Below are 18,550 nucleotides of genomic sequence, written 5' to 3'. Positions count from 1 at the left end.
AAACAATCTAAAAGCAAATATCGAACCTTTTCTAACTTTAAACCAGCGTATTAGGCCCTTAACTTAATGACATTGACCTACGGCACGCGAAGCTTTTTGCGGTGTGTTTTCTACCAATATTGGACACCGCTGGTGCCGCTCGTTTAAGGCTTCGAATATCGCTCCTTATTTCCGCGGCACCTCTTTTAATTTTTCATCCAGATTGTCATCACGCAAATCCATGCAAAAAGAGGAACCCACTGTTTGCAGTGGGTTCCTCTTTTTGAAATACAGGCTATTTAATTATTTATCGCTACGCTTAAGTGTAGCATGCATTTTATAACCATTATAGTCTATATCCATACCCAGGGAATCAGCTTCGGGATATAGTTTACCGCTGTTTTTAACGGCAACTCCGCCCACGTCAATTGTAAATGAATAATCTGTGCCGCTAACCTTGCCATCCGTGATCGGCGTTGAGCCCTGCGGTGATTCACCTGTGCCGGTAAGCTTATCGCCATCAACCTTAAAGGTGTAGTTTAACGGATAGTCGTTACCATCGGGTGCGTGTAGTGTTCCGGTCCATTTACCGTTAAGGTCTGCAACTAAGGCGAAGCAAACCATAAAGCAACAAAGTAATGCCGTACTTGTAAAAATCTTTTTTTTCATTGTCCCTTGATTTTAGTTTTTGAGTTGGCTACTGCGCTGTATCACAATAGGTTTTAAATATAAATAAAAACCCCGCCATATGCAATGGCAGGGTTGGAAACTGATATGTCTTTAATAGCTAAATACTATTTATCCTTCTTAACAATAAAATGTACCTTCTGACCGCCAAAATCCAAATCCATTGCTAATGAATCCGCATAAATTTTACCGGTGTGCGGGTAATCATTTCCTGATACTGAAACTTTGAATGAGAAGGTATCGCCCTTAATTTTACCATCGTCAACTGTTACTTGTCCTTGCGGAGAATCTGCGGTGCCGGTTAACTTTTCTCCATCAACCTTAAAATTATAAGATACCGGGATATCCTGTCCATCAGGAGTAACAATGGTGCCGCTCCATTTACCGGTAATGTCTGCTACTATCGCGAAGCAAACCATAAAGCAGCATAATAATGCTGTAGTTGTAAAAATCTTTTTCATAACAAGTTTAGTTTTTTTATAAGATGCTTTATTTGATAGAACTGTTACACTAAAATATAATTAATAATCCAGAAACATCAACCGGAACTATCCTCTCTAAAAATAAAGTTTTTCTATTTCAAAACATAGGATTAGGCAAACATTTGTTACTCCTCATTATAGTTAGGGGGATGGAAAATCAGCCCCGGTATGGTTACCAGGTTTTCTCATGGGGGCTTGCTTCAAGTTTGCCTTAAAAAGACCGTACTACGGTTTTCTTACCAGCGTAGCATGCGATTTTATGTCGCCTAAGCTGATATCCACCCCTACCGAATCGCCATAAAATCTGCCGGTGTGGTCAATTTCCATTTTGTTTACAATTACATTAAATGTAAAAGTATTCCCGGTTATTTTGCCGTCGTTAATCGGCATATCGCCGGTTGGTGTTTTGGCAGTTCCGGTAAGTTCATTGCCCTCAATTTTAAAGTTGTAAAGCAAAGGGTACTCATCGCCCTGGTCGGTTTTTAGGAGACCGGTCCATTTGCCGGTCAGGCTTTCAATGGTGGCAAATCCTGTAAAAAAGCAGCACATTAACAAAGCAGTAAAAATGATCTTTGGGGTTTTCATAGATTAATTTTTTGTTTGATTTTAGTGTTTGTTTTCTGGAATAAAGGTAGAACCGGTATTAAAGCTTATCATAAACTAAGTGTTAAGTTTGCCTACGACTGTTAATATAAGATTGTGTATGTATTAATATTGGGTTAGGAACTTAGTAACTTTCTTCAACAAACACGTTGCTTTAAAAGTTATTCTTCCACTATCCTACCCCTAAAAAATTACCAAACAACATTAATAAGATAAAATACTGTTATAATCTGGTAAAAAATCCCCATTTATACATCTCTACAGTGCGTACTTTTGATATTAGTTAATTGTAGGTAGGTAAATGATCGGACTGAAGCTAACCCAATCAGCCACTCACCCAATCAACTTAATCAACTAACCCAACGGGATATGCTAAAGAAGTTAAGTTTAATGGTTATAACCTGCTGCTGGCTTGCTGCCGACGCGCAGAAGCAGGACTATCCTATCCAGCCGGTACCTTTTACCAGTGTAAAGCTTACTGACCACTTCTGGACGTCGCGCATTGAGACAAATCGCACCGTTACTATCCCGGCATCCTTTAAACGTTGTGACAGTACCGGACGCATCAAGAACTTCATAATGGCTGCTGAACACAAAGGCAAATTTTGCACCGTATATCCTTTTGATGATACCGATATTTATAAAACTATTGAAGGTGCCTCTTATTCACTCGCAGTACACCCCGACCCAAAGCTATCTGCTTATATAGATTCGCTGATCGCTATTGTTGGTCGCGCGCAGGAGCCAGATGGCTACTTATATACTGCACGAAGCATAAACCCGGCACACCCCATTTCGGCAGCAGGACCTGAGCGCTGGGTAAACGAGGGGAAGATGAGCCATGAATTATATAATTGCGGCCACATGTTCGAGGCTGCGGCAGCGCATTATATGGCAACCGGCAAGCGCAATTTCTTAAACATTGCGCTAAAAAATGCGGACCTGCTGGTACGCACATTCGGACCGGACAAGAAACATGTTGCCCCCGGCCACGAAATTGTTGAAATGGGTTTGGTAAGGCTTTACCGCATCACCGGGAAAACCGACTATTTAACCCTCGCAAAATTCTTTATAGACCAACGCGGCATAAAACAATACGATAAGCGCAGCAAAAACCCATACGAGAACGGCGTTTATTTCCAGGATAATGAGCCGGTTGTAGACCAGGATGAAGCTGAAGGTCATGCGGTAAGGGCAATGTACCTATATTCAGGCATGACCGATGTTGCTGCCCTAACCGGCGATACTGCTTACGTAAAAGCCATCGACAAGATCTGGAACAACATGGTCACTAAAAAAATGTATGTGCAGGGGAGCATTGGCGCCGTTGGCGATGGTGAGCGGTTTGGCGATAATTACGAATTACCAAATGCGACGGCTTACAATGAAACCTGCGCGGCTATCGGCAGCGTTTTCTGGAACCAGCGCATGTTCCTGTTGCACGGAGATTCAAAATATATTGACGTAATGGAGAAAACCCTGTACAACGGGTTGATCTCGGGCGTTGGCCTGGATGGCAACACATTTTTCTATACCAATGCCATGCAGGTAAGCGACAGTTTTAACTATCCTGATTTAGAGCGCTCACGTTCCGGTTGGTTCGTATGTTCATGCTGCCCCACCAATGTGGCGCGGTTCCTGCCGTCAATTCCAGGCTATATGTATGCCCAAAATGGTAATGATGTTTATATAAACCTTTTCATCAGCGGCACTGCTAATTTGAAGGTGAACAATAAAATTTTAAAGATAACCCAGCAAAATAATTACCCATGGGATGGCGGCCTCGCATTTACCATTGACCCGGCTGCTGCTATGGAAATGAACCTGAAGATCCGCATCCCGGGATGGACACAGAACCAGGCTATCCCGTCAACGCTTTACAGCTATGAGCAGTCATCGGCACAAAAAATAGAAATAAAAGTTAACGGCAAAGCTGTTGATTACCAATTGAAGAATGGCTACGCCGTAATCAGCAAAAAATGGAAAAAGAACGATAAGGTTGAGCTTACTCTGCCGATGGATGTGCAGCGCGTAGTTGCCAACGCCAGCCTTACTGATGATAGCGGAAAGATTTCCCTGCAACGCGGACCATTAATGTATTGTGCAGAATGGAAGGATAATGACGGCAAAGCCAGCAATATCATCGTGCCAAAAAACACCGTGTTTACTGCCACCTACCAACCTGACCTGCTAAATGGCGTTACGGTTTTAAAGGGTGATGTAAAAAGCGTTGATGTTAACGAATCAGCGCAAACCATCAGTACAACAAATAAAACAATGACCGCAATCCCCTATTACTCATGGGCTAACCGGGGTAAAGGAGAGATGACGGTATGGTTTCCTGAACAAGTAAAATATATTTAATTGATAACGAAATAAACTTATAAACCGTAGTTTTGACAGTATAACCAATGCCGTCCTTTACGGTTAACCAACAATCAAATCAATATTATCAATGAAGACAAAGATTTTTTTACTGACCTGCCTGGCTGCGGCTTTTACACTTAAGGCTGCAGCACAGGAAATTTCTATCGACAAGGGATGGAAGTTTGCCATCGGTGATTCCACCCAATGGGCATCGCCAACTTATAACGATGCTAACTGGAAACCCATTAACCTGGCTTATGATTGGGAATCGCAAGGGTATCCTAATACTGATGGCTTTGGCTGGTACCGTTCGCACTTGGTGATCCCATCTTCATTGAAGGAAAAATCGTATTTAAAAGATAGCCTTCGGATTACGCTTAATAACGTTGATGATAACGACGAAGTTTATTTAAATGGCCAGCTGATAGCTAAATATGGCGGTCAGAAGGGTGATATAAAAAACGGCAACTACGGGCCACGCAGCTACACGATAGCGGCCAATAACCCGGCAATTTTATGGGACAAGCAAAACGTGCTGGCTATCCGCATTTTTGACACCGGCGGCGCAGGTGGTTTATATGGCGATAAATTTACCCTGAGCATGGCCGACCTGATGGACCCTGTAAGTATAAACACCGATGCTGAGTTTAGTTATGGTGATAACAACAGCTTAAATAAATCGATCAAATTGGTAACTACCAGCAATTATGCATATAAAGGAAAGCTGGCATTTAAAGTTACAGATCCTGAAAACGGAACCGTACTTTACGAAAAAACAAACGATGCCGACTTTACAGCAGGTAAACCTTTTACTTACTCTTTTAGCATAGCACGACTGGAAAAGAAATCCTACGTAGTGAGCTATACTTTTACGGAAGAAAAATCAGGTAAATCGATCACAAAAACTGATGGTACGCCTTATGTGCTTACCCCCTATCCCAGCTCGAAGCCGAAGATCAACGGCGCAGACGTTTACGGAGCAAGGCCAGGCAATCCGTTTTTATACTTAATCCCGGCAAGTGGTAAAAAACCACTGATTTATGCTGCGCAGGGTTTGCCTGATGGACTAAAGCTGGATGCTAATACCGGTATAATAACAGGCGTGGTAACTAAAAAAGGTGATTACCCCGTTACGCTTACCGTGAAGAACAACCTTGGAAGCAATACAAAAAAATTCACCATAAAAATTGGCGATATAATTGGCCTTACACCTGCCCTCGGCTGGAACAGCTGGAATGCGTTCGGTTTATCGGTTAACGATGAGCGCGTTCGTACTGCTGCCAGGACGATGATAGAAAAATTGAGCGCCCATGGCTGGAACTATGTGAATATAGACGATGGATGGGAAGCTGAACAACGTGCAGCAAGCGGCGAGATTGTAACCAACCAGAAGTTCCCGGATATGAAGGCGACTACTGATTATGTACACAGCTTAGGTTTAAAAATGGGGATCTACTCTTCGCCCGGCCCGCGTACATGCGGCGGCTATTTGGGCAGCTGGCAGCATGAGGACCAGGACGCTAAAACCTACGGCGACTGGGGTATTGATTATTTAAAATACGACTGGTGTTCATACAGCGAGGTAACGGCTAAAAACCCAACGCTTGATGATATGAAAAAACCTTACCAGGTGATGCGGGCATCGCTTGATAAAATTCCGCGTGATATCATGTTCAGCTTTTGCCAATATGGTATGGGCGATGTTTGGAAATGGGGCGCCGAAGTTGGCGGCAACAGCTGGAGAAGTACCGGCGATATTGAAGACACCTGGAAAAGCATGTCGACCATTGGATTTCACCAAATAGCTGACGGTCCTTACGCACAGCCAGGACACTTTAATGACCCGGACATGCTGGTAGTAGGAAAAGTAGGCTGGGGCGATAATCAACATAACTCACGCTTAACCCCTGATGAACAATATACACATATCAGCTTGTGGAGCCTTTTATCATCGCCATTATTAATAGGCTGCGATATGGGCAAATTGGACAAGTTTACACTTGGCCTGTTAACAAATGACGAAGTACTGGCCATTGACCAGGATGCATTAGGTAAAGAAGCACACCAGGCGATTAAAGAAGCGGATTACCAGGTATGGATAAAGGACCTGGCAGATGGCGGCAAGGCTGTAGGATTATTCAATACATCAGATAAATATCAAACCATTACGTTAAACCGTGATGAAAACGATTTAAAGGGGTTGACAAAGATCCGTGACGTATGGCAGCAAAAATATATTATAACCAGCGGTAACACTTATTCGGTTAAGGTTGCTCCGCATGGAGTGATGCTGATGAAGCTGAGTAAGTAAAAGCCCCACCCAAACCCTCCCCTAAAGGGAGAGGGCTTAAAAAAGTGTAAATAACAAAGTAAAAAACAATAAAATAGAAAGTCTCTCCTTTAGGAGAGATTTAGAGAGGCATAACATGAGCATAATTTGGAAAGGGGTATTCCCGGCAGTAACTACAAAATTCAATGACAATGATGAAATGGATTTTGAGGCATTCGATAAAAACATCGAAGCACAATTAGAAGCAGGTGCAAAAGGTATCATCATCGGTGGTTCGTTAGGCGAAGCTAGTGTATTGAGCGATGTAGAAAAAATCGAGTTGCTGAAACAAACTGTTAAAACGGTAAACAAGCGCGCTTATGTAATATTAAATATCGCTGAGCAAACCACTAAGGCCGCACTATTATGTGCCGAAAATGCGTTGAAATACGGTGCGGATGGTTTGATGATGCTGCCCCCGCTGCGTTACCTTGCTGATAAGCAGGAAACACTGGAGTACTTTGCAACTGTTGCCAAAAGCACACCGCTGCCAATTATGATCTACAATAATCCTTACGATTATAAAATTGAAGTTACGCTGGATATGTTTGAAGAATTGTCAAAATACGAAAACATCCAGGCGGTAAAAGAATCAACCCGCGACGTGAGCAACGTTACCCGGATGATCAACCGTTTTGGCGACAGGTTTAAACTTATGACAGGTGTTGACACGCTGGCCCTTGAGAGCCTTTTTATGGGAGCTGATGGTTGGGTTGCCGGTTTAGTTGATGCATTCCCCAGGGAAACTGTTGCTATTTTTAATTTAGCAAAGCAAGGCCGTCACCAGGAGGCTTTGAAAATATACCGTTGGTTTTTACCTGTGCTGGAATTGGATATTCACCCTAAGCTTGTACAATATATCAAGCTTGCTGAAACACAAACCGGCCTTGGTACCGAAAACGTACGGGCACCGCGTTTGCCGCTTGTTGGCGAAGAACGCAAAAGGATTTTATCGATCATTGATAACGCCATTGCTAATCGTCCTGAATTACCTGTTGGTAGCTGGGGTGTTTAAGTGAGGAAGAGCGGGGTTAGTTAAAAACATTTCCCCAATTTTGTAGCAGAAGGATTTGCGGAGTTTAAAAACTTCGTAAATCCGGCATGTTTTTAAAATTCACATACTATGGAAACAAGAAATTTAATAGGCTACAATTACCAGCCCGAACTTGGCAATAAATTCAAGGCAGTTGATCCATCCCTGGGGACAGATCTTCCCGGCGAGTTTTACGCAGCAAGTATCTCAGAAGCTAATGCAGCAATGGAACTGGCCGACAAAGCCTTTGCTACTTACCGCAACATCAGCGGAGAGAAGAAGGCTGCCTTTTTACGTAGCATAGCAGAAGAGATTATAGCTATCGGTCCGCCGTTAATTGAGCGCGCCATGCTGGAAAGCGGTTTACCCGATACCCGTTTACAGGGGGAACGCGGCCGCACCACCAACCAGTTAAAAATGTTTGCCGATTTGCTGGATGAAGGTTCATGGGTAGAAGCTATAATTGATACCGCTATCCCTGATCGTCAGCCATTGCCGAGAATAGATATCCGTAAGATGATGGTGCCACTGGGCCCATGCGTTGTGTTTGGTGCGAGCAATTTCCCGATGGCGTTTTCTGTTGCCGGTGGGGATACTGCCGCAGCTTTGGCTGCAGGTTGCCCGGTAATTGTAAAGGCGCATCCGGCGCATCCCGGCACAAGCGCCCTGGTAGCAGAAGCCATTAAGAAGGCTGCTGAAAAAACGGGGATGCCGGAGGGTGTATTTTCCATTTTATATGATGACGGCTACGCAATCGGCGAGGCATTGGTAAAGCACCCAAAAACCAAAATAGTAACTTTTACAGGCTCGTTTAAAGGCGGAATGGCATTGGTGAAAATGGCGCGTGAACGTTACGAACCTATCCCGGTATTTGCTGAAATGGGCAGCACAAACCCAATCATATTTTTACCGAAGGCGCTGGAAAATCGTGCTGAAGATCTGGCAAAATTATCAGCATCAATAACTGCCAACGCAGGGCAATTTTGCACCCAGCCAGGTTTATTAATTGCTATTAAATCAGATGCTTTAGATCGGTTTAAAAACGCACTTGCAATTGCTATAGCAGATGTAAATTCAGCTACTATGCTTACGCCGGGCATTTGCGCAAACTTTAATAAACTATCCGGCGGCATCATTGCTGACGATTCGGTTTCGATAATTGCACAATCAGATAAGATCGACAACAGCAAAATCAATCAGGGCGTTGCCGTGGTAACTGAAATAACTGCAGCAGCATTTTTAGCCGACGAAAAATTTAAGGAAGAAGTTTTCGGGCCATACTCCATGTTGGTTGTTGCCGATGATGTCGCACAGATGGAGCAGGTTGTTGATTCGTTACATGGGCAGCTAACCGCCACCATCATGACCGAAAGCGACGAGCTGGCAAACTATAAAAGCATCACTGATAAACTGGTAAACTTAGCAGGCCGAGTGATATTAAACGGTCCGCCAACAGGTGTTGAAGTAGGCAATGCCATCCAACATGGCGGCCCATTTCCCTCAACCTCTGATAGCAGGTTTACATCGGTAGGCATATCGTCAATCAAACGGTTTGTTAGGCCGGTGGCATGGCAAAACTGGAATGAAGAATTATTGCCCGACGAATTAAAAACCGGCAACCCACTTAACATCTGGCGATTGTTTAATAATGAATGGAAGAAATAATTTAATAAAATTTGTCATTGCGAGGAACGAAGCAACCGCATGCTATACAGAGCGGCTCTACAGGTTTGCGATTGCTTCGTTCCTCGCAATGACAAGAGTTCCCTATTAATAATAACAATGTCGACTAAAACATTTTTCTGTATAGATGCCCACACTTGTGGTAACCCGGTTAGGCTTGTGGCCGGCGGGGGACCAAACCTGGAAGGCAACAACATGAGCGAGAAACGCCAGCACTTTTTAAAGGAGTATGATTGGATCCGCAAAGGTTTGATGTACGAACCAAGAGGGCATGATATGATGTCGGGCAGTATTCTTTATCCGCCTCACGACCCCGCGAATGATGTAGCCGTGCTGTTTATTGAAACCAGCGGTTGCCTGCCCATGTGCGGGCACGGAACGATCGGAACGATCACTATTGCTGTTGAAGAAGGTTTGATCACACCGAAAACACCGGGCGTTATCAGGATGGAAGCCCCTGCCGGTTTGGTATTGATCGAATACAAACAGGAAGGCGCAAAAGTCAAGTCGGTAAAGCTGACCAACGTGGCCTCCTACCTGGCTGCTGAAAACCTGGAAGTTGAATGTCCTGACCTGGGTATGCTTACCGTTGATGTAAGCTACGGCGGAAATTATTACGCCATAGTTGATCCGCAACCAAACTTTAAAGGACTTGAGGATTTTACCGCCGATCAGCTGATTTCGTGGAGCAGAGTTTTAAGAAAACGGATAAATGAGAAATACACATTCGTTCACCCGCAAAACCCAACCATTAACGGCTGCTCACATATTCTTTGGACGGGTAAGACAATCTCTCCTGAAGCTACAGCACGTAACGCAGTTTTTTATGGGGATAAGGCGATTGACCGTTCACCATGCGGAACAGGTACATCGGCGCGGATGGCGCAATGGCACGCCAAGGGCAAATTGAAAAAGGGCGACAAGTTTATCCACGAAAGCATCATCGGCAGCCAGTTTATCGGAACTGTTGAGGATGAGGTGATGATAGGCGATCAACCGGCAATTATCCCGGGCATTGAAGGCTGGGCAAGGGTGTATGGGTACAATACAATTAAAATAGATGATGAGGATCCGTATGCATTTGGGTTCCAGGTGATATAAGCCCCACTATCCAATATGTCATTGCGAGCGCAGCGTGGCAAACTCGTAGCCATACAGAGCGGCCAGAAACGTGTAGAACTTGCTAAGCTGCTCTTTGCGCGACGAGGTTGCCGCGCTCGTTCCTCGCTCGCAATGACATGGTTTGTTAAATTTTGTATTTATGCGATTTGCTAAAAGACACGAATATTCAGTTTATATCCTCACCAATAAGTCAAACACAACGTTTTATGTTGGTGTAACAAGTGAACTGGAAAATCGTGTTTGGCAACATAAAAACAAAGTTCATGATGGGTTTACTTCAAAGTATGCGATTAACAAGCTTGTTTATTATGAAGAATATCAATGGATACAGGATGCAATTGCAAGAGAAAAACAATTAAAAGGTGGATCGAGGCAAAAGAAAATAGATCTGATCTTATCAGTAAATCCGTCATGGGTCGATTTAAGTGACGGCTGGTATGATTGAATCAAAAAAATATTGTCATTGCGAGCGTAGCGCGGCAAACTCTTAGCTATACAGAGCGGCAAAAAAGGTGTAGAACATGCTAAGCGGCTAATCCAGCGACGAGGTTGCCGCGCTCGTTCCTCGCTCGCAATGACAAAGTTTATTAGTGATTATTTATTTAGAAATAAGGGCGTTATGAAGGCAATAATAATAGGGGGTGGTGTAATAGGTTTATTTTCGGCTTATTACCTGCACAAATCAGGATGGGAAGTTGATATTTTAGAACAGGGCGACCTATCAGATAACTGTTCATACGGCAATGCCGGTATGGTTACACCAAGCCACTTTGTTCCGCTGGCATCGCCGGGAATGATTGAGCAGGGCATAAGGTGGATGTTTGATAGCAAGAGCCCGTTTTATGTTAAGCCTTCGTTCAACAAAGATCTGATAGGCTGGGGCTTAAAATTCATGAAAAGCGCCACCAAAAAACATGTGGAGCGTTCTGCGGGCGGGCTGCGTGACATCTCGCTGTTGAGCCGAAATCTATACCACGAATTTGAAAAGGAATCCGGAATTGATTTTGGTTTGGAGGATAAGGGGATCCTGATGCTTTTTAAGTCGCAAAAGGTTGAGGAAGAAGAAATCCACATGGTTGAAAAGGCAACAAATCTAGGCCTTGATGCGCAGTATTTAACTCCCGAAGAAACCCACAAACTTCAGCCTGGCATTGAGCTTGACATTTTAGGCGCGGTACATTACCATTGTGACTCCCACATGTCGCCGAATAAGTTAATGAAGGGGTTGGTAAAATACTTAGAAGCTGAAGGCGTCCGTATTCACAGGAATACCGAGGTGACAAAAAAAAACCAGGATGGCAATAAAATAACGTCGGTAAGTACTAAGGATAAGGAATTTACTGCTGATAACTATGTAATTGCAGGTGGCTCATGGTCGCCGGGAATCGCTAAGCTGGCCGGGTTAAATATCCCGCTGATGCCGGGTAAAGGTTACTCTTTTATGGTGAATGACCCGGTTAAAAAAATGACGATCCCCTCTATCCTCTGCGAGGCCAGGGTTGCGATAACACCTATGAATGGCGGCATCCGTTTTGGCGGCACCATGGAGATCGGCAAGATCAACAAACAGGTGAACATGAACCGGGTAAGAGGTATTGTTGAATCCGTACCAAAATATTTTCCTGAGTTCAAATTGCCTGTGCCAAACGAAAAGGATGTTTGGTTTGGTTTCAGGCCATGTTCGCCGGATGGGTTGCCTTATATCGGGATATCAAGTAAATATAAAAACCTTGCGATTGCAACCGGGCATGCAATGATAGGTTTGGGATTGGCACCGGCTACCGGTAAACTGATAGCAGATGCGTTTAATGGCGAGAAGCCGCTTATTGAGGCAGGATTGTTTGATGCAAACCGCTACCAGTAATCTCATTGTCATTGCGAGGTACGAAGCAATCGCGAACTATACAGGGCAAATAGTAAGGTGTAAAACTGAAAAGCGTAAATGCACAGTTCGCGGTTGCCGCGCTATCGCTCGCAATGACAGGTGAGAATTAATGGTTCAATAAATTTTTATACAACTCATAATTCTCCTCATCAAAACAAACGAAGGTTACCTTTTCAATTTGGTCTGCCTTTTTGAGAAATTCAGTTACAGTATCAACAGCAATCTTCGCTGCCTTATCCTTCGGGAACCTATAAACGCCGGTACTGATATTGGGAAACGCAATGGTTTTGCAGGCGTTATCAATAGCTAGTTGCAGAGAATTTTTATAGCAATTTACCAGCTTATGCTCTTCGTGGTATTTACCATCGTTCCAAACCGGACCAACGGTATGGATCACATATTTGGCAGGCATCTTACCTGCGGTTGTGATCACAGCCTCGCCGGTTTTACAACCGCCTTGCCTGGCTACTATATTGCGGCATTCCTCCAAGATTGCTGGTCCGCCGGCACGATGGATGGCACCATCGACACCACCTCCGCCCAAAAGCGAAGTATTAGCCGCGTTAACAATAGCGTCAGCATTTATTTTGGTGATGTCGGCCTTAACAAGCTCGATCTTATTTTTGTAACCAGTCATGATCATCAATTTAATAACCTGTAATCAATAAATGTTCCATAATATTCTATCAAAATTTCCCTTTCGGACTTTACCGACTTTCCGGACTTTCGGACTTCCAACACAATCAACTTATTTAACTAAATTTACCTCATGAAAGTGTTGCCCTTTACCATCCCTGTTCCGCATGATCATTCCATCATTGTGCAGGAGGAGGTATTGCCGCACTTTTATACCTACCTGCACCGCCATGCGGAGATCCAGATCACCTGGATTAAAAAGGGAGAGGGCACTTTGCTGGCCGGTAACAACATGCACGTTTTCCGGGAGGGCGAAATCTATATGATTGGCGCAAATCTCCCGCACTTATTTAAAAGTGATCCGGCCTATTTTCAGGCAGATGGTGATAAGGAAGTGCACACTATCACTATATTTTTTAATCCATCCGGTAAATTATCCGCTTTATTTAATCTCCCCGAAATGAAGACGATTAAGGCTTTCATCGCCCAAAACCAAAGCGGATTTAAAATCCCGGATAGTATGTACACCGATATAGCTCACCGCATTACCGATATTCAAAACGCTAATGGGGCCGAGCAGCTTTATGGCTTTATAGAACTGCTGAATATTTTAACACAAACCAGCGACCTGCAACCTTTATCATCAGGCAGCTACGCATTTTCTATGACTGACCCTGAGGGTATGAGGATAGCGGCCGTTTACGACTACATTATGCAAAACTATAGCAGCGCGTTGACTCTGGAAGATGTTGCCATGCAGGCCCACCTAACCCCTACTGCATTTTGCAGGTACTTTAAAAAGCATACCCGCCACACGCTGGTAAATTTCATAAATAAAGTAAGGGTAAATGAAGCTTGTAAAATGCTGGTAAACGGGTCAGCAAAAAGCATTGCAACCGTAGCCTACAGTTGCGGCTTTAACAGCATTACCAATTTTAACTATGTATTCAAAAGTATTACCGGGGTATCACCACGTGATTACGTGAACGGGTATGCTAACGCGATAGAATAAGTTGATCGTAGGGGCGTATAGCATACGCCCTATGGTAAATGCCGCAGGATTAGGGCATATGCTATATGCCCCTACCGGAAAATCATGGCGTTTTATAATAATATATCGGCGAATAAATACCCTCACTCGTGGTATAATATCCGGTCCCATTAGGAGTAAACCCTATTGCCTCCCCTTGTCGTTCTGAAACATAAAATGGTTCCCCGGGTTTTGATTGCATGGTTTTCCAAACCGGCTCGTTGCCTTTGCGTTTCCAGTAATAAACGCTTTCATAGTTTTTCAATAATATCTGTGATCCATCCTTAGAAATATCTCCGGCGGTTATCCATTTAAGTGGCTTTATCCCGGCAAAAAACAATTTACAGCGTTTGGTTAACATGACAGAGTCGTTAGCCTTATAATTTAGCGGAGCTGTATAAACGGTTACCGAATCCCGCCGTTTTGACACTATATAAATCAATTTTTCGATAGGGTCTATCATCAAGGTTTCTGCATCCCTCGGTCCGTCAGGGTATTTCAAGTGGAGTGGTGCCATCCTTGTTTTTGATACTGCCTGCGTCAACCAGGATGAATTTTCCTCCGCACGATAAATGGTTATTCCATTTATTCTATCAGAAGAATTGTCACCAATGTCGCCCAGGTAAATATAGCTTTTCTTTTTATCCGGACCCGGCCCAACAGCAATATCTTCACAATCATGTACACCCTGAACTTCTTTTGAATCACCTTTAAAATAGATAGTGGACAAAAGCTTCCCCTGGGGTGTTATGGCGAAAAATCTGCTGGTATCACCGCTATCATTGTGCACATAGTAGACATCCGAATCAACTCCCGAAGCTGCGATACCCGAAATTTCGTCCATTTGTTTGTTTTCAAGGGTTCCTGTTATATCTGTTTCGCGGCTAAGGTGGCGGTGCCTGCCATATGCCCCTAAAAACAGTGCTATTACCAATGCCAGCAGGATCTTTATTTTTGTAGCTCTCCGCATCCGGTGTTCTATTCTCTGATTAGTTCAACTTTTACAGCGCAAAGAAACGCATTTAACATGAAGAGTTTATTAAGAGGATCTTTAGCTCAATAGAATAAAACCTAATCGGCCAGATTTTATTATGAACGGCGACATGTTTTTTCTAAATTAACTAAAAGGATAGTTTTTAGTCCCTGTATTTAAAACAAATTAATATATTAGGCCATAAATCAAATTCACAATATGCAGCTAAAGAAAAAAGTTTTTTGTGCACTCGCGGCGGTATCCCTGTTGGGCCTACAGGCTAAAGCGCAAAAGGTAGAATTTACAGAATACGACCTGCCAAATGGCTTGCACGTAGTTCTGCACCAGGATAGCAAGGCGCCCGTAGTGGCCATTACTGTCATGTACCATGTAGGATCGAAAAATGAAGTTGCGGGCCGCACCGGTTTCGCTCACTTCTTTGAGCACTTGCTATTTGAAGGCAGTGATAACATCAAACGCGGTGAATTTATGAAGATCGTATCGGCTAACGGCGGTCAGAATAATGCCAACACCACACAGGACAGGACTTTTTATTTCGAGGTATTCCCCTCAAACCAACTGGAAACAGGGATGTGGCTGGAAAGCGAACGCATGATGCACCCGGTTATTAATGAGATAGGCGTAACAAGACAGAAGGAAGTGGTAAAGGAAGAAAAACGCCAAAGCCACGACAACCGCCCCTATGGCAACTTTAGCGATGCCATAGCAAAGGACTTGTTTCCTAACCACCCTTACCATAATGGCATCATAGGGCAAATGAATGACATTGATGCAGCAAAACTTGATGAGTTTAAAGCTTTTTTTAAGCAATATTATGGGCCTAATAACGCAGTATTGACCATTGCGGGCGATATCAATATCGATAAAACGAAGGAATTGGTAAAGGCCTATTTTGGAGATATCCCGCGCGGGGCCGATGTTGTTTACAAGAAGATTGAAGAAGCGCCGATAACCAAACAAATTGTTGATACAACCTACGATGCCAATATCCAGATCCCATTGATAGTATCCGCATACCGTGTACCGGGAAGAGATAGCCGCGACTCAAAGATCATGCAGATGATCTCGAGCATATTAACCGGTGGCAGCAGTGCAAGAATGAACAAGAAAATGGTTGATGAGAAAAAAGACGCGTTGCAGGTTTTAGCCATTAACTATGCGCTTGAAGATTATGGCATGTATATTATTGGTGCATTACCTAACAACGGCGCGGCTCCATCAGCACTATTAAGCGATATGGATGAAGAGATCACCAAACTGCAAACCGACCTGATCAGCCCTGAAGATTACCAGAAGCTGCAAAACCAGTTTGAAAATAATTTTGTGAGCGCCAACACCCGTATGCAGGGCGTTGCCGAGAGCCTGAGCAATGGCTATACCTTTTATCACAAAGATACAGGCCATATTAACAAGGAACTGACAGAAATAAAATCGATAACAAGAGAAGAAATAAGGGATGCAGCTAAGAAATACCTTAATGCAAACCAACGCCTTGTATTGTATTATCTGCCCGAAAAAGGCAAAGCTCAATAATTAATTACATCACGAAAAATGATCATGAAGAAATATATAATGATAGCTGCCGGAGCATTATTAATGCAATATGCACAGGCGCAAACAATTGACCGTACACAACAACCCAAACCAGGGCCGGCGCCAGTTTTAACTATTAAAGATCCTGTTAAATACATTTTACCAAACGGTATTACGCTGTTGGTGGTTGAAAACCATAGCCTGCCAAAAGTAACCGCCAACTACCTGATAGACCTTGGCCCGGTAACCGAAGGCAGCAAGGCAGGCGTAGTAAGCCTGATGGGCCAAATGCTTAACGAGGGAACCAAAACAATGCCCAAGGCGGTATTTGACGAGTCGGTTGAGAAGCTGGGCGCCAATGTTCGCCTGAGCTCGTCAAGCGCTTACGTATCGGCGTTAACCCGTTACTTTAAAGAAGCATTTACGCTAATGGGCCAGGGATTAAAGGATCCGGCGTTTACCCAGGAATCATTCGATAAGCTGAAGAGCCAGGAGATCACCGGTTTAAAGTCATCAGCAAAGAGCGCAGCTGCAATTTCAGGCAGGGTAAATAATGCGCTTGTTTATGGCAAAACGCACCCTAATGGCGAGTTTGAAACAGAGGAAAGTATCCAGGCTTTAACCGTTCAGGATATTAAGGATGCTTACGCCAAATATGTAACCCCGTCGAGAGGTTATTTAACTATTGTTGGCGATATTAAACCTGCCGAAGCAAAAGCCCTAGCCACAGAAGTGCTGGGTAACTGGAAAGGCGCTGCACTTACTTTGCCTACGCTCCCTATCGTTGCAAATCCCGCAAAAACCGAGATTGATGTAGTTGACGTGCCAAGTGCGGTACAAACAGAAATAAATGTGATCAACCTTGTTGACATCAAGAAAAACAACCCTGATTATTTTGCGGTAATATTGGCAAGCTATATTTTGGGTGGTGGCGCTGAAAGCCGGTTATTTATGAACCTGCGCGAAAAACATGGATTTACCTATGGCGCCTATTCCGAGTTGGGAACCGGCCGCTGGCAGGAAACATTCGATGCATCTGCATCGGTAAGGAATGCCAAAGTTGATAGTGCTGTAACCGAGATGCTAAACGAAATAAAACGCATCCGTACAGATAAGGTAACCGATGAGGAATTGAATACAGCCAAGGCGCTATACAACGGATCATTTGCCTTAAACCTGGAAGATCCCGCACGTACTGCAACTTTTGCAAGCAATATATTGATCAACGACCTGCCTGCTGATTTTTACAAAACTTACTTGCAAAAGGTAAACGCCGTTACCGCTGATGACATACTGCGTGTATCGCAAAAGTATTTTAATTATGACAATACCCGCGTGGTTATTGTAGGCGGATCAGCCCAGTTTATGGACGGCCTTAAGAAAAGCGGCTACCCAATAAAAATGTATGATAAGTTTGCCAATCCTGTTGTAGAAGGTGCACAAACTGCTGCTGTTCCTGACGTGAAGCCAGCTGATATTATTAAGGGATATATTGACGCTATTGGCGGCGCAACAGAACTAAAAAAGGTAACGTCTTATACCACAACTTCTGACATGGCAATGCAAGGGATGAAGCTTAGCGTTTTGCAAAAGAAGATGGCGCCTAATATGGAAGCAATGACGATTTCGATGGGCGGGAACGTGGTAATGAAGCAGGACTTTGACGGGAGTAAAGGATACCAGCAACAAGGACCTAATAAAAAGGATCTGAGCGCTGACGAGATCGCACAGAAAAAAGTATTTACCTCGCTGACTGAACAGCTTGACTATTTAACCAACCCTGCATTTAAACTAGCTGTTAAGGGCATCCAAAAGGTTAACGGCGCAGATGCCTACCAGGTTAGCGTTACTGATCCTACAGGTAAAATATCAACCGAATATTATGACGTTAAAAGCAAGTTGCTGGTTAAAAACGAAAGCACAACCACCAGCGGCGCTACTACCGTAAATGTTACAGTTGATTATGGTGACTATCGTAAGGTGGGTTCTGTAATGTTTCCTTACAAACAAACCATAACTCAATCTGCAGGCGGCCAGGAACAAACTTTTGAAATGACTGTTACCGATATAAAATTAAATACCGGCGTAACTGCGGATGATTTCAAATAGATAATACACGCTTTAATATTACTGAGGGAGCTTGCCGTTGGCAGGCTCTTTTTTTGTAAAATAAATACTACCTTAGAA

The 18,550-nt window shown here is 43.7% G+C and carries 15 protein-coding genes; 10 read left to right on the top strand and 5 right to left on the bottom strand.

Annotated features, from left to right (window positions below):
- Positions 1-282 precede the first annotated feature (282 nt).
- From KXD93_RS29275 to KXD93_RS29265, 3 genes are all read right to left on the bottom strand, one after another.
- The gene (locus KXD93_RS29275) at positions 283-648 is read right to left on the bottom strand and encodes a hypothetical protein (protein ID WP_258141110.1); all 366 of its coding nucleotides are present in this window, start codon (positions 646-648) and stop codon (positions 283-285) included.
- A 125-nt stretch (positions 649-773) separates the two neighbouring features.
- Positions 774-1,127 carry a hypothetical protein gene (locus tag KXD93_RS29270; RefSeq protein ID WP_258141109.1) on the bottom strand — a complete coding sequence of 118 codons (354 nt, stop codon included), beginning with the start codon at positions 1,125-1,127 and terminating at the stop codon, positions 774-776.
- 246 nt (positions 1,128-1,373) lie between these two features.
- The gene (locus KXD93_RS29265) at positions 1,374-1,733 is read right to left on the bottom strand and encodes a hypothetical protein (RefSeq protein ID WP_258141108.1); all 360 of its coding nucleotides are present in this window, start codon (positions 1,731-1,733) and stop codon (positions 1,374-1,376) included.
- Between the two features lie 387 nt (positions 1,734-2,120).
- On the opposite strand from KXD93_RS29265, the gene KXD93_RS29260 reads away from it, so the two are divergent.
- The 7 genes from KXD93_RS29260 (at position 2,121) to KXD93_RS29230 (ending at position 12,149) form a co-directional block, all read left to right on the top strand.
- On the top strand, positions 2,121-4,115 hold the full coding sequence (locus KXD93_RS29260; protein ID WP_258141107.1) for a glycoside hydrolase family 127 protein: 1,995 nt from the start codon (positions 2,121-2,123) through the stop codon (positions 4,113-4,115).
- A gap of 91 nt (positions 4,116-4,206) precedes the next feature.
- Positions 4,207-6,429, top strand: a complete 2,223-nt coding sequence (locus KXD93_RS29255; protein ID WP_258141106.1) for a putative Ig domain-containing protein — start codon at positions 4,207-4,209, stop codon at positions 6,427-6,429.
- A 115-nt stretch (positions 6,430-6,544) separates the two neighbouring features.
- Positions 6,545-7,462 (top strand): dihydrodipicolinate synthase family protein, encoded by a 918-nt coding sequence (locus KXD93_RS29250; protein WP_258141105.1) that lies wholly within the window; start codon positions 6,545-6,547, stop codon positions 7,460-7,462.
- Positions 7,463-7,570: 108 nt separating this feature from the next.
- A complete protein-coding gene (locus tag KXD93_RS29245; RefSeq protein ID WP_258141104.1) occupies positions 7,571-9,145 on the top strand; it encodes an aldehyde dehydrogenase (NADP(+)) in 1,575 nt (524 codons plus the stop codon).
- A 117-nt stretch (positions 9,146-9,262) separates the two neighbouring features.
- Positions 9,263-10,264 carry a 4-hydroxyproline epimerase gene (locus KXD93_RS29240; protein ID WP_258141103.1) on the top strand — a complete coding sequence of 334 codons (1,002 nt, stop codon included), beginning with the start codon at positions 9,263-9,265 and terminating at the stop codon, positions 10,262-10,264.
- A 160-nt stretch (positions 10,265-10,424) separates the two neighbouring features.
- Entirely contained in the window at positions 10,425-10,730 is a 306-nt protein-coding gene (locus tag KXD93_RS29235; protein ID WP_258141102.1) for a GIY-YIG nuclease family protein, read from the top strand.
- Between the two features lie 174 nt (positions 10,731-10,904).
- Positions 10,905-12,149, top strand: coding sequence for an NAD(P)/FAD-dependent oxidoreductase (locus KXD93_RS29230; protein WP_258141101.1), 1,245 nt, complete (start codon positions 10,905-10,907; stop codon positions 12,147-12,149).
- 127 nt (positions 12,150-12,276) lie between these two features.
- Here the strand turns inward: KXD93_RS29230 and KXD93_RS29225 are convergent, their stop codons facing one another.
- Positions 12,277-12,807, bottom strand: a complete 531-nt coding sequence (locus KXD93_RS29225) for an O-acetyl-ADP-ribose deacetylase (RefSeq protein WP_258141100.1) — start codon at positions 12,805-12,807, stop codon at positions 12,277-12,279.
- A gap of 132 nt (positions 12,808-12,939) precedes the next feature.
- Here KXD93_RS29225 and KXD93_RS29220 point away from each other — a divergent pair, with 132 nt between their 5' ends.
- Positions 12,940-13,818, top strand: a complete 879-nt coding sequence (locus KXD93_RS29220; RefSeq protein WP_258141099.1) for an AraC family transcriptional regulator — start codon at positions 12,940-12,942, stop codon at positions 13,816-13,818.
- A gap of 82 nt (positions 13,819-13,900) precedes the next feature.
- Here KXD93_RS29220 and KXD93_RS29215 read toward each other — a convergent pair whose 3' ends face one another.
- A complete protein-coding gene (locus KXD93_RS29215; protein ID WP_258141098.1) occupies positions 13,901-14,806 on the bottom strand; it encodes a hypothetical protein in 906 nt (301 codons plus the stop codon).
- Positions 14,807-15,028: 222 nt separating this feature from the next.
- On the opposite strand from KXD93_RS29215, the gene KXD93_RS29210 reads away from it, so the two are divergent.
- Both KXD93_RS29210 and KXD93_RS29205 read left to right on the top strand, forming a co-directional pair.
- Complete coding sequence (locus KXD93_RS29210; protein WP_258141097.1) at positions 15,029-16,363, top strand: M16 family metallopeptidase; 1,335 nt, start codon at positions 15,029-15,031, stop codon at positions 16,361-16,363.
- A gap of 24 nt (positions 16,364-16,387) precedes the next feature.
- The gene (locus KXD93_RS29205; RefSeq protein ID WP_258141096.1) at positions 16,388-18,472 is read left to right on the top strand and encodes a M16 family metallopeptidase; all 2,085 of its coding nucleotides are present in this window, start codon (positions 16,388-16,390) and stop codon (positions 18,470-18,472) included.
- Positions 18,473-18,550 lie beyond the last annotated feature (78 nt).

Source organism: Mucilaginibacter phenanthrenivorans (assembly GCF_024721155.1).
Classification (GTDB): Bacteria; Bacteroidota; Bacteroidia; order Sphingobacteriales; family Sphingobacteriaceae; genus Mucilaginibacter; species Mucilaginibacter phenanthrenivorans.
The sequence above is the reverse complement of the archived record's forward strand: the minus strand, read 5'-3'. Positions and strand labels throughout refer to the sequence as shown.